General features: G+C 55.7%; 12 protein-coding genes. 11 read left to right on the top strand and 1 reads right to left on the bottom strand.

The window, feature by feature from the left end; translation table 11 throughout:
• Positions 1 to 391: 391 nt before the first annotated feature.
• From flhD to cheW, 6 genes are all read left to right on the top strand, one after another.
• Positions 392 to 742 (top strand): flagellar transcriptional regulator FlhD, encoded by a 351-nt coding sequence (gene flhD / locus PYW49_RS18200; protein WP_023312264.1) that lies wholly within the window; start codon positions 392 to 394, stop codon positions 740 to 742.
• Positions 743 to 744: 2 nt separating this feature from the next.
• Positions 745 to 1,323, top strand: coding sequence for a flagellar transcriptional regulator FlhC (gene flhC / locus PYW49_RS18195; RefSeq protein ID WP_134350705.1), 579 nt, complete (start codon positions 745 to 747; stop codon positions 1,321 to 1,323).
• A gap of 123 nt (positions 1,324 to 1,446) precedes the next feature.
• A complete protein-coding gene (gene motA / locus PYW49_RS18190) occupies positions 1,447 to 2,334 on the top strand; it encodes a flagellar motor stator protein MotA (RefSeq protein ID WP_008500417.1) in 888 nt (295 codons plus the stop codon).
• On the top strand, positions 2,331 to 3,260 hold the full coding sequence (gene motB, locus PYW49_RS18185) for a flagellar motor protein MotB (RefSeq protein WP_134350704.1): 930 nt from the start codon (positions 2,331 to 2,333) through the stop codon (positions 3,258 to 3,260). The genes motA and motB overlap by 4 nt, the downstream gene beginning before the upstream one ends.
• A 4-nt stretch (positions 3,261 to 3,264) precedes the next feature.
• Positions 3,265 to 5,301, top strand: coding sequence for a chemotaxis protein CheA (cheA, locus tag PYW49_RS18180; RefSeq protein ID WP_320387142.1), 2,037 nt, complete (start codon positions 3,265 to 3,267; stop codon positions 5,299 to 5,301).
• 19 nt (positions 5,302 to 5,320) lie between these two features.
• Positions 5,321 to 5,824 (top strand): chemotaxis protein CheW, encoded by a 504-nt coding sequence (cheW, locus tag PYW49_RS18175; protein ID WP_134350702.1) that lies wholly within the window; start codon positions 5,321 to 5,323, stop codon positions 5,822 to 5,824.
• A 96-nt stretch (positions 5,825 to 5,920) separates the two neighbouring features.
• Here the strand turns inward: cheW and PYW49_RS18170 are convergent, their stop codons facing one another.
• Positions 5,921 to 7,186, bottom strand: a complete 1,266-nt coding sequence (locus PYW49_RS18170; RefSeq protein ID WP_320387141.1) for a dicarboxylate/amino acid:cation symporter — start codon at positions 7,184 to 7,186, stop codon at positions 5,921 to 5,923.
• Between the two features lie 429 nt (positions 7,187 to 7,615).
• On the opposite strand from PYW49_RS18170, the gene PYW49_RS18165 reads away from it, so the two are divergent.
• From PYW49_RS18165 to PYW49_RS18145, 5 genes are read left to right on the top strand one after another with little or no spacing between them, the layout of a single operon-like run.
• Entirely contained in the window at positions 7,616 to 8,188 is a 573-nt protein-coding gene (locus tag PYW49_RS18165; RefSeq protein WP_134350700.1) for a spore coat protein U domain-containing protein, read from the top strand.
• Positions 8,189 to 8,200: 12 nt separating this feature from the next.
• Positions 8,201 to 8,749: a Csu type fimbrial protein gene (locus PYW49_RS18160; RefSeq protein ID WP_320387140.1), complete on the top strand. Its 549-nt coding sequence runs from the start codon at positions 8,201 to 8,203 to the stop codon at positions 8,747 to 8,749.
• Between the two features lie 16 nt (positions 8,750 to 8,765).
• Positions 8,766 to 9,521 (top strand): fimbrial biogenesis chaperone, encoded by a 756-nt coding sequence (locus tag PYW49_RS18155; protein WP_320387139.1) that lies wholly within the window; start codon positions 8,766 to 8,768, stop codon positions 9,519 to 9,521.
• A complete protein-coding gene (locus PYW49_RS18150; RefSeq protein ID WP_320387138.1) occupies positions 9,497 to 11,881 on the top strand; it encodes a fimbria/pilus outer membrane usher protein in 2,385 nt (794 codons plus the stop codon). Before PYW49_RS18155 ends, PYW49_RS18150 begins: the two co-directional genes overlap by 25 nt.
• Positions 11,878 to 12,840: a Csu type fimbrial protein gene (locus PYW49_RS18145; RefSeq protein WP_320387137.1), complete on the top strand. Its 963-nt coding sequence runs from the start codon at positions 11,878 to 11,880 to the stop codon at positions 12,838 to 12,840. The genes PYW49_RS18150 and PYW49_RS18145 overlap by 4 nt, the downstream gene beginning before the upstream one ends.
• Positions 12,841 to 12,920 lie beyond the last annotated feature (80 nt).

Genomic DNA, 12,920 nt, shown 5'->3' with positions numbered 1-12,920 from the left:
AGTATTCGTCAATTAAGAATACAAAACAGTGCTGACAGGTTAAAAAATGAACAAATTACAAGTCATACTGATGGATTTATGGGTCATATTCACTTAAATTGTGTGACGTGGATCACATTTTTTTTAAATTTGAGGGTGGTTGGATTGTATGTGTCAAAACTGACGAGTAGAGTTTGCGTCGAATTAGGAAAAATCTTAGTTATTTGTAAGAAATGATAAATCATGTAAGAGACGCGTTCGCGTTTCATCTCTTACACGTTTCAGTGAATACAAACCTAAATTCAACTATGCATTTAGCCTTTTCTTTTTTATACCGGGTGATTTCCCGGCGACATCACGGGGTGCGGTCTTTCCGCATAAAAATAATAGTTGGTTATTCGGGATGGGAACAATGCATACATCCGAGTTGCTAAAACATATCTATGACATCAATTTGTCGTATTTACTGCTCGCGCAGCGTTTGATTAGTCAGGACAAGGCGTCCGCGATGTTTCGTCTGGGTATTAACGAAGAGATGGCAACCATGCTGGGCGGTTTAACCCTCCCGCAGATGGTTAAACTGGCTGAAACGAATCAACTGGTTTGCCAGTTCCGTTTCGATGATTCGCAGACAATAACGCGTCTGACGCAGGAGTCCCGTGTTGACGATCTTCAACAGATCCATACCGGTATTCTTCTCTCCACTCGCTTGCTTAACGAAATCAGCCAGCCTGATGACGCAGCCCGTAAGAAAAGGGCCTAGCAATGAGCGAGAAAAGCATTGTTCAGGAAGCGCGTGACATACAGCTGGCCATGGAGCTGATTACACTGGGTGCTCGTTTACAAATGCTGGAAAGCGAGACTCAGTTGAGCCGTGGTCGCCTCATCAAACTGTACAAAGAGTTACGTGGTAGTCCCCCGCCGAAAGGCATGCTGCCGTTTTCTACCGACTGGTTTATGACGTGGGAGCAGAATATTCACGCTTCCATGTTCTGTAATGCCTGGCAGTATCTTCTCAAAACCGGTTTGTGTAGCGGCGTTGATGCCGTGATCAAAGCGTACAAACTTTACCTTGAACAATGCCCACAGCAGGACGAAGGTCCTCTGCTGGCGCTGACCCGCGCATGGACGCTGGTGCGTTTTGTTGAGAGCGGAATGCTTGAACTGTCGCGCTGCAATTGCTGCGATGGCAATTTCATTACCCATGCTCACCAGCCTGCAGGCAGCTTCGCCTGTAGTTTATGTCAGCCTCCATCCCGCGCAGTAAAAAGACGTAAACTTTCCCGGGATGCTGCCGATATTATTCCACAACTGCTGGATGAACAGATCGAACAAGCTGTTTAACCCGAACGTGTGGGCAAGATTCCAGCAGCGGTAAGCAATTACCGCTGCTTTTTTTTACCCCGCAAACGGTAAACGCTGCGAGCTGGACGTCCTTGCCATAGTCACTAGCGGAAGGATGATGTCGTGCTTATCTTATTAGGTTACCTGGTAGTTCTCGGTACAGTTTTCGGCGGTTATATGATGACCGGCGGGCACCTTGGAGCACTCTATCAACCGGCTGAACTTATTATCATCGGCGGTGCAGGGGTAGGGGCTTTTATCGTTGGTAACAACGGTAAATCGATCAAGGGGACGCTGAAAGCTATTCCATTGCTGTTCCGTCGTTCGAAATACACCAAAAGCATGTATATGGATCTGCTGGCACTGCTCTATCGCCTGATGGCGAAGTCGCGTCAGCAGGGGATGTTCTCTCTTGAACGGGATATTGAAAACCCAAAAGAGAGCGAAATTTTTGCCAGCTATCCGCGCATTCTTGCTGACGCCATGATGCTGGATTTCATCGTCGATTATCTGCGACTCATCATCAGCGGCAACATGAACACCTTCGAAATCGAAGCGCTGATGGACGAAGAGATCGAAACCCACGAAAGCGAATCTGAAGTGCCGGCCAACAGCCTGGCGCTGGTGGGCGATTCCCTTCCGGCATTCGGTATCGTCGCCGCGGTGATGGGCGTTGTTCACGCTCTGGCCTCGGCAGACCGTCCGGCAGCCGAGCTGGGTGCGCTGATTGCCCATGCGATGGTGGGAACCTTCCTCGGTATTTTGCTGGCGTACGGCTTTATCTCTCCGCTGGCAAGCGTTCTGCGCCAGAAGAGCGCGGAAACCACCAAAATGATGCAGTGCGTGAAGATCACGCTGCTCTCTAACCTCAACGGTTACGCGCCACCGATCGCGGTTGAGTTTGGCCGTAAAACGCTTTATTCCAGCGAGCGTCCGTCGTTTATCGAGCTCGAAGAACACGTGCGTGCGGTGAAAAACCCAAACCAACAGACGACAACTGAGGACGCATGAAAAACCAGTCCCATCCGATCGTCATCGTAAAAAAACGCAAGCACAAGGGCGGCGGGCATGGCGCACACGGCTCGTGGAAAATTGCGTACGCCGACTTTATGACCGCAATGATGGCGTTCTTTCTGGTGATGTGGCTGATCTCTATCTCCAGCCCAAAAGAACTGATCCAGATTGCCGAATATTTCCGAACGCCGCTGGCGACGGCGGTTGCCGGTGGACCGCGTATCTCTAACAGTGAAAGCCCGATCCCCGGCGGGGGCGATGATTACACCCAGCAGAAGGGTGAGGTGAAAAAAGAGCCGAACATCGACGAGCTGAAAAGAAAGATGGAGCAGGCGCGCCTGAAGAAACTGCGTGGCGATCTCGATCAACTGATTGAAGCCGATCCAAAGCTGCGCGCATTGCGCCCGCATCTGAAAATCGATCTGGTGCAGGAAGGGTTACGCATTCAGATTATTGATAGCCAGAACCGCCCGATGTTTAAAACCGGGAGCGCGGAAGTTGAACCGTACATGCGCGATATTCTGCGCGCCATTGCCCCGGTGCTGAACGGCATTCCTAACCGGGTCAGCCTGTCAGGACACACGGATGATTTCCCGTACGCCAGTGGGGAAAAGGGATACAGCAACTGGGAGCTTTCTGCCGATCGTGCCAACGCCTCGCGTCGCGAGCTGGTGGTAGGTGGGCTTGATGATGGCAAGGTACTGCGCGTGGTCGGCATGGCAGCAACCATGCGCCTCTCCGACCGCGGGCCGGATGACGCCATCAACCGTCGTATCAGTCTTTTAGTGCTGAACCAGCAGGCGGAGCAGGCCATCCTGCATGAAAACGCCGAAAGTCAGAATGAGTCACTGGACGATTTAAAACAGCCTGGGGCCGTTCCTTCGGCTGCCGTTCCAACATCGCCACCAGCCAATCCGAGGTGATAGCGTGAGCATGGATATTAGCGATTTTTACCAGACATTCTTTGATGAAGCCGACGAATTGTTGGCCGATATGGAGCAACACTTACTCGATTTGGTGCCCGAAGCACCGGACTCCGAGCAGCTCAATGCCATCTTCCGTGCGGCGCATTCTATTAAGGGCGGAGCCGGAACATTTGGATTTACCATCCTGCAGGAAACAACCCATTTAATGGAAAACCTGCTTGATGAAGCACGACGCGGTGAGATGCAGCTCAATACCGACATTATCAACCTGTTTTTGGAAACCAAAGATATTATGCAGGAACAGCTCGACGCCTATAAAAGCTCGGCAGAGCCTGATGCCGCCAGCTTCGAATACATCTGCAATGCGCTGCGCCAGCTCGCGCTGGAAGCAAAAGGTGAGGTTGCTGCAGCCGTGGTTCCGGCCGCAAAACTGAGCGTTGTCGATGCGGTTGCCGGGCAGGAGTCTGCCCCTGCCGAAGCACCGGCGGGTAAATTGCGCGTTGTACTGTCACGCCTGAAAGAGAGTGAAGTTAACCTGCTGGAAGACGAGCTGGGTAACCTGGCGACATTAAGCAACGTGGTAAAAGGTAAAGACAGCCTTGCGGCGACGCTTGATGGCGGTATTGGTCAGGACGATATCGTGGCGGTGCTGTGCTTTGTGATCGAAGCCGACCAGATTGCCTTTGAAACCGAAACCGCCGCGGTTGACGCCCCGGCGGCAGAGGAAGAGGTGGCTGTGGTCGCTCAGGCTGCGGCACCGGCCGTTGCGCCTGCGGCTCCGGCGTTAAAAGCGGTGCCAAAAGAGGCTGCCGCGCCAGGCCGTGGTGAAAAACCCGCCGCGCGCTCCAGCGAGTCTACCAGCATCCGCGTTGCCGTTGAGAAGGTTGACCAGCTGATTAACCTGGTGGGTGAACTGGTCATCACGCAGTCGATGCTGGCCCAGCGTTCTAACGAACTGGACCCGGTCACCCATGGCGATCTGATTACCAGCATGGGTCAATTGCAGCGTAATGCCCGCGACCTGCAGGAATCGGTCATGTCCATCCGTATGATGCCGATGGAATATGTCTTCAGCCGCTTCCCGCGTCTGGTCCGCGATCTCGCCAGCAAGCTGAATAAACAGATTGAACTGACCCTGATGGGCAGCTCAACCGAACTGGATAAAAGCCTGATCGAGCGCATCATTGACCCGTTAACGCACCTGGTGCGTAACAGTCTCGACCACGGTATCGAACTGCCGGAAAACCGTATTGCCGCCGGAAAATCCCCGGTCGGGAATCTGATCCTGTCCGCGGAACATCAGGGCGGGAACATCTGCATCGAAGTGACGGATGATGGTGCAGGTCTGAACCGTGAGCGTATCCTGGCGAAAGCGATTTCGCAGGGGATGGCGGTCAATGAAAACATGACCGACGAAGAAGTGGGCATGCTGATTTTCGCGCCGGGCTTCTCAACTGCTGAGCAGGTGACAGACGTATCCGGGCGCGGCGTGGGTATGGACGTGGTGAAACGTAACATCCAGGAGATGGGCGGCCACGTTGAAATCAAATCTAAACAGGGTTCCGGCACGACCATTCGTATCCTGCTGCCGCTGACGCTGGCGATTCTGGACGGCATGTCTGTGAAAGTGGCGGACGAAGTCTTTATCCTGCCGCTGAACGCCGTGATGGAATCCCTGCAGCCGCGTGAGGAAGATCTGCATCCGCTGGCGGGCGGCGAGCGCGTACTCGAAGTGCGCGGTGAGTACCTGCCGCTGGTGGAACTGTGGAAAGTGTTCGAGGTGGACGGGGCGAAGACAGAGGCCACGCAGGGTATCGTTGTGATCCTGCAAAGTGCGGGCCGCCGCTACGCGCTGCTGGTTGATCAGCTGATTGGCCAGCACCAGGTGGTGGTGAAGAACCTCGAAAGCAACTACCGCAAAGTGCCGGGTATTTCGGCCGCCACCATTCTGGGTGATGGTAGCGTGGCGCTGATCGTCGACGTGTCGGCGCTTCAGGGATTAAATCGTGAACAACGTGTGGCGTACACAGCCGCCTGATTAAGTAGAAGGTAAAAACATGACCGGTATGAGTAATGTAACGAAGCTGGCGGGCGAGCCATCAGGGCAGGAATTCCTGGTATTCACTTTAGGCGATGAAGAGTACGGCATCGATATCCTGAAAGTGCAGGAAATCCGTGGTTATGATCAGGTTACCCGCATCGCTAATACGCCTGCTTTTATTAAAGGTGTCACCAACCTGCGTGGCGTTATTGTCCCTATCGTTGATCTGCGCGTGAAGTTCAGCCAGGGCGACGTTGACTACAACGAGAACACCGTGGTGATTGTCCTCAACCTGGGTCAGCGCGTGGTGGGTATTGTGGTGGATGGCGTCTCTGACGTGCTTTCTCTGACCTCTGACCAAATCCGTCCTGCGCCGGAGTTTGCGGTCACGCTGTCGACCGAATACCTGACCGGTCTGGGCGCGCTCGGCGAGCGTATGCTGATTCTGGTGAACATTGAGAAGCTGCTGAACAGCGATGAGATGGCGCTGCTGGATATCGCGGCGAGCCACGTAGCATAAAACAAAGCCGGGTGGCGCTGACGCTTACCCGGCCTACGTGTTCGAGCTATTTGTAAGCCGGGTAAGGCGACGCCGCCACCCGGCTTTTTCATACCCTTACGCTTCCTGCTTTACCAGCTCAGCTTCCGCTTCAGCTTCTCGCGCACCTTCATTCTGCGACAGCATCGCGGTTGCAATCCCGTTCCCCAGCACGTTAATTGCAGAGCGGCCCATATCCAGGAAGTGGTCAATCCCCATCAGCAGCAGAATGCCGGCCACCGGAATGTTAAAGCTCGGGATCGTCGCCGCCAGTACCACCAGCGAGGAGCGCGGTACGCCCGCAATCCCTTTTGAGGCCAGCATCAGGGTCAGCATCAGAACCGTCACTTCAGAGAAGCTCAGATGAATATTGTACGCCTGAGCGATAAACATCGAGGCGAAAGAGCAGTACACCATCGAACCCACCAGGTTGAAGGAGTAGCCAATCGGCAGAACGAAAGAGGCGATGTTACGCGAACAGCCAAAACGCTCCAGCTGCTCCAGCGTTTTTGGATAAGCCGCTTCTGAACTGCTGGTGGTAAACGCCACCAGTACTGGGTCTTTCAGCATGCTGACCAGGCGAAACACCTCTTTTTTCAACACCATGTAACCCACGGCCAGCAGCACCATGCAGGTGATAAGAATGGCAACATAGTAGCCGCCAATAAAGGAGGCATAGTTCAACAGAATGCCAAGACCCTGAGTGGCAATCACGGACGAAATCGCCGCGAAAATGGCCAGCGGGGCAACGTACATCACGTAACCCGTTACCTTCAGCATGATATGGGAAACCACATCCAGCGCGGCTACCAGCGGTGCGTTGAATTTCTGCCCCAGCGACGCGCCACCGATGCCAAAGAACATCGAGAACACCACAATCTGCAGGATTTCATTGTTCGACATCGCCCCTGCGATACTGGTTGGAATGGTGTGAGACAGGAACGCTTTCAGCGTCATGCCCCCAACGGCCAGACCGGTATCGACCGCCTCGGTTGGGACCGTCAGGTTAAGTCCGCTTCCCGGATGCTCCAGGGTGACAATAAACAGCCCTACCAGAATAGAGAGCACGGATGAGCTGATAAACCACACCATCGCTTTGCCACCCACGCGGCCAATGGTGGAGGTTTCGCCAAGCTTCATAATGCCGACGGTGAGCGTGCTGAAGACAAGTGGTGCAATGACCATTTTGATCAGACGCAGGAAAATATCGGTCAGAAGGGTAATAGTATCCGACCAGGCTTTGATGGCATCCGCAGATGCATACTCATGAATTGCTGCCCCTGAAAGAATACCCGCCAGCATGAATATCACGATGAAGAGTGTGAGTTTGTTTGCACTTGCCACGAAAAAAGACCCTCTATGCGCTTCGGTTGTCGTCCGCGTCGATACATATAAATTTTTTATTACGACGCGGTAAATTATTCGGCACATAAATTGACGCAAAGTGTAGGGGGATACAACTCCTTTTTAAGTTTTATTAATTTTGTTGTTAATGCGCTGACGATATATTGTGATCGTGATCACATTTTAATGGATATATTCTCTCTGGATAAAATAAAATCTCTGACTGAATTAATTTAACCATCTGTTATTTATGGAAATATTCAGTCAATAAGACATATGCCTTAGATGTCCTGGGGCAGGTGGTCGAAGCGATATCCGTAAACTAAATTCTCAATAACCCCCTCAGAGGAACCTTAAGCGGGGCTAACAGCTTGAACGACAAAAATAAAATGTAGCAAGGGAACGGAGACGTCTTCTGGAGGGTGGTAAATGAAAAGAAAACTCCTTTTGATCTGTACAGGCACCTTACTGGCTGCGACAACGGCCCATCAGGCGCTGGCCGTCACCAGCAGCGGCACCATCGGCGCGACGCTGACGCTGACAAACGGTTGTCTGATAAACGGATCGCCCACGCAAAACGGCATTAACTTCGGGACGCTTGATTTCGGTACCCATCCCGCAACATTTTCCACCCTGACCACGCAGTTAAGCGGCGCCAGCGGCGGAAACACCTTCACCATTCAATGCACGACCGCCAGCTATACGGTGGCGATCACCGGCAACACCAACTCCACAGCCCCCGGTACCGTTGTCGGCACGACGGGAACCCCTGCGCGTTATCTGATCAATACGGCCAACGCGGCACAGGGTGTGGCTTACAGCCTGTACAGCGACAGCGGGTTTAACACCGTGGTTGCCAATAACGCCGCATTGCCGATCGCTTCAACGGCGGGAGGTGTCGATAGTTACACTCTCTACGGGCGTATTACCGGCGGCGGTAACAGCGTAACGGTCGTACCGGGAACCTACACCGACACGATAAACGTCAGCGTGACCTATTAGTCCTGCACCGCCATGAAGGCATTTATTACAGGTCTGCGCAAACGCGCAGAGGGACACGTGCAGCCTATTTTCGCGCTGATCGTCGGATTGCTAATGATGCCCACGGCCGGTGCGGTGACATCACAATCCTTCAAAGTCAGCGCGACCATTGTGCCGGGATGCGCGGTGGCCACGGGCAGCGGAGGGCTTTTCGGTACGCTGGATTTTGGCACCCATAACGGCGTCGAAAGCGCGCCGGTAAGCACCAGCTTTGTGCCAAACGGGGCGTTGTCCATCGCCTGTACGCCAGGCGTGTCGCTGAGCATGAGCATCAATGGTGGTCAAAATTATGCATCCGTTCGCCGCATGAAACGCTCGGGCGGAACCGAAGTGGTGGCATACCGGCTCTACAGCAGCAGTTCGCTGGCCGCGAACAGCGAAATTGGCGTCAACCAGGCGATACCGGTGACCTACACCAACAGCAATAACATCGCGCTGCCGCTTTTTGGCGTGGCGCTACTGACCGGGTTTAGCCCGGCAGGATCGTATTCCGATCAGCTCACCGTGACCTTGTCATGGTAATAAAGGGAGAGTGCCGATGAAGCCATTTTTCAGACCTGTTTGTCTGGTATTCGCGTTGGGAATGGCGACAGCCGGCCAGGCGCAGGCGGCAGCCACCATTCTGCTATGGCCTATCGATCCGTGGCTTGCAGCAGACGCCAAAGCCACGGAATTGTGGATCCAGAACCAGGGAAGCAGCGCCACGACGATGCAGGTGCGCATTGTGCGCTGGAAGCAGGAGGACGGGCACGAGCGCTATACCGCGCAGCAGGACGTGGTGGCCAGTCCCCCCATTGTCACGATTGGAACTGGCAGCAAGCAGCTTATTCGTCTTATCAAACAGGCTTCGGTTCCCGCAGGCGTCGAACAAGCCTACCGCATTATTGTGGATGAAATTCCCCAACCTGATGCCAAAGCCGAACCCACCATCGGCCTCAAGTTACAGATGCGCTACTCCATTCCTCTGTTTGTTTATGGGCAGGGGATCCCAACAATAAAAGAGGGTGCGCATCACGCGCTGGCGGAGACCCAAAACCTGAGCTGGCGGGTGACGCAGACGGGCGGGGAGCCTGCGCTGGAGGTCCGAAATCGGGGGGATGTCCACGTCAGGCTGAGCCAGGTGGCGCTGGAGCAGGGAGGGCAGAAGCGTACGGTCGCGGAGGGATTACTGGGTTACGTCCTCCCGGGCAGCACCCGCAGCTGGCCGATACCCGCTGGCGTTCGTCAGCCAGAGCGGATGAGTGCGCAGATTAATGCCAGGGATGCACAATGGCAGTCGACGCCCGTCAACTGAAGCCAGCGATGATGATCCTGCTTTGCGTCAGTTCCTCGACCTGGGCTGAACCCGGCGACGACAGTTTACCGCCGCCGCCCCAGGCGCAGGCGATAAACGATGAGGCAGTCTTCCAGCTTGCCATTGTGCTGAACCACTACGATACCGGCCTGGTTGTGCCGGTGACGCAGCGTAACGGCGCTTTCTTTATTTCCAGCGCCGATTTACTGCGCGCGGGGCTGCCCCCGGAGCATGTGCCAACCGGAGAGGTGAATCTCTCCTCGCTTACCCGGGTTCGGGTGGAGTACGACAGCGCCGCGCAGCGCCTGCTGCTGACCGTTCCCCGCGACTGGGTCACTGTCCGGGTTACCCCCTTCAGCGCCCAAACGGCGCAGACCAAACCGCACTTCGGACGCGGGGCGCTGCTGAATTACGATTTCTACACCAACCACACGGAGCATATCGGCGGTCAGGCCTCGCTCTGGCACGAATTCCGCTACTTCAATGAGAACGGCTCGTTTTCCTCCACCGGCTATGCCCGGGAAAATTTCACCGGTAGCGACGGCCAGCAGGAAGGCTATGTTCGCTATGACACGACTCTGCTGTTCACGAATGAAGATGACGCGATGAGCTGGAGCGTGGGGGATGTGATCGGTGATGCCCTGAGCTGGAGCTCCAGCGTGCGGATGGGCGGGGTAAGCATAGGGCGGGATTTCTCCCTGCGTCCTGACCTGGTGACATGGCCGCTGCCCGAGTTCTCGGGGGAAGCCGCGGTACCCACCTCGGTCGATCTCTTTATCAATGGCTATCGTTCCGGCTCAACCCAGCTTCAGCCTGGCCCCTTCACCCTGACCAATCTGCCCTATATTAACGGCGCAGGGGATGCGGTGCTGGTGACCACCGATGCGCTCGGGCGCCAGGTGAGCACCACGCTACCGTTTTATGTCACCAGTGATTTGCTGAAACAAGGGCTGAGCGACGGCGCCGTGACCCTGGGCAGCCTGCGGCGTAATTATGGCATTAAGAACTTTGACTACGGCTCGGCGGCAGGCAGCGGCTCGTATCGCTACGGGGTGACGGACTGGCTGACGCTGGAGGGCCACGCGGAAGGGGCGCAGGAGCTGGCGCTGGGTGGGGCGGGGACGGTGATAAAACTCGGGCAGCTTGGCGTGGTGAATACCGCTTACTCGCAAAGCCGCATGCGCGGGGATGCGGGCGGACAAATCAGCTGGGGTTACCAGTACAGCACCAGCGAGTTTAGCGTGGCGACCCAGCACACGCGCCGCGGCCGCGGCTTTGGCAATCTCGCCCTCTACGACCAGCCGACGGTCTATGACGAAAACGACAAACCCATCGCCAGTTTTAGCCGTAATACGGACCAGTATTCTCTGACCTTCAATCTGGGGCAGTACGGCAACATTGGTGCGGCCTGGATTGGCGTCGAGAGCTTTGACAGTCAAAAAACGGAGCTGCTGAATCTCTCCTGGAGCCGCAATCTGTGGGGCGCGAGCAGTATTTACCTCGCCGGCAGCCGGGACCAGCAGCGGGGAGACTGGACGGTCGCGCTGTCGCTGCAGGTGCCGCTGGGCGCGCGCGACAGCGCCGCCGTCACCGTTGAAAACACCCCGGACGCAGGCAGCACCCAGCGGGTCAACTACAACCACTCCATGCCCTCTGACGGCGGGTTTAGCTGGAACATGGCGTGGGCCAACCAGTCGAGAGCCAGTGATTATCAGCAGGGAACGCTGGGCTGGCGCAATAATAATATTGAGCTGCAGGGCGGTGGCTATGGTGAAAGGGACATGATGACCTGGTGGGGCGAGGCGATGGGTTCCGTTGTGCTGATGGACGGCGAGCTGTTTGCGGCGAACAAAGTCAACGATGCGTTTGTGGTTATCAGTACCGACGGCCATCCGGATGTGCCCGTCAGCTATGAGAACCAGCCCGTCGGAAAAACAAACGGCAACGGTTATCTGCTGGTCAGCGGGGTGTCGGCGTATTACCCGGCAAGTTACCGGATTGATACGCTAAATCTGCCTGCCGATACCCGGCTGAAAGAGACCGAGCGTCGAATTGCTATCCGGCGTCACAGCGGCTATCTGGTCGATTTCCCCATGGAGCAGGAGCGAGTAGCGAGCGTCATCCTGCAGGATGCGCACGGGCAGGCGATACCGGTTGGAAGCCAGGTCCGGCGTGCCTCGCGCAGCAATGCGGTGGTGGGGTATGACGGCATCGCCTGGCTGGAAAATCTCAGCGATGTAAACCCGCTTGAGGTGACGACGCCTGACGGGAAACGCTGCACGGCCACCCTGACCGTGGGGGCAAATCCCCAGCACAAGCTGGAAACCTACGGTCCGCTGATTTGTCGGGAGGGGCCGTGAGGCGCCTGCTGCTGTTGATGCTGCTGCTCTTCTCCGGCGGCGGCTGGGCGGCGTGTACCGTCAATACGGTCAATGCGTCGTTTGGCAGCGTCACCTCGTTCGCGCTCAGCGGAACTGGGGAGGTGGAAACCACCGGCACGCTGGTGGTGGCGTGTGATACCGTGCTCAACGTTCTGACCAACGACTCGGTGACGCTGAACTACACCGCGGCATCGGTGACGGGCAACAGTCGCGCGACCATGAAACGCACGGATAATGCGGCCATCACGGACGTGATCCCCACCCGGCTGTGCGGATTATCGGCATGCGCGAGCAGCAGCGAGGTACAGATAAGTAAATCGTATACCTGGAGCGGCAATACTTTGCTGGGACTGCTGGGGACAAAGCAGTACAACATTCCGCTCTATTTTCGCACCGTCGCCGGACAAAACGTCACTGCCGGTCCCTATCAGGTGCTGTTGACCTTCAGCATCAACTACAGCGTCTGTGCCTTCGGTGTAGGAAGCCTCTGTACGAATCCCCAGACGGGCACCGCGACAGCCAGCATCCTGCTTGATATGAACGTCACCAACGACTGCAGCGCGATGACCACCCCGGACGTCAACTTTAATAGCGCGCCGCTGGTGCAAAGTTTCCCCACCGTCTCGCAGGCGATTGCCGTCACCTGTACCAAAGGAAGTACGTATACCATCGGCATTAATAATGGTGCTAACGCGCTGAACAACGTGCGGCGGATGGTGAGCGGCAGCAACACCATGAGCTATGACATCTATAAGGAAGCCACCGGTAGCCGCTGGGGCGGCAGCGGCAGCGAGCGCTGGTCCAGTGCGGTATCGTCACAGGTCAGTACCGACGGTTTACTGCGCACCTACAACTACACCGCGAAAGTCCTGACCAGTCAGGCCACGCCCCCCGCCGGAACCTACACCGATACGCTGATTGTCGACGTGGCGTTTTAACCCCGCGCTTTTCCCTTTCTCAAATGTAAAGTTCCTGTGGGCAGTGCCGATAACACCGTTAATAAATCTATGAGAAGGTG

This window comes from Enterobacter chinensis (genome assembly GCF_034008295.1).
Classification (GTDB): domain Bacteria; phylum Pseudomonadota; class Gammaproteobacteria; order Enterobacterales; family Enterobacteriaceae; genus Enterobacter; species Enterobacter chinensis.
This window is presented reverse-complemented; position numbering and strand designations above follow the sequence as displayed.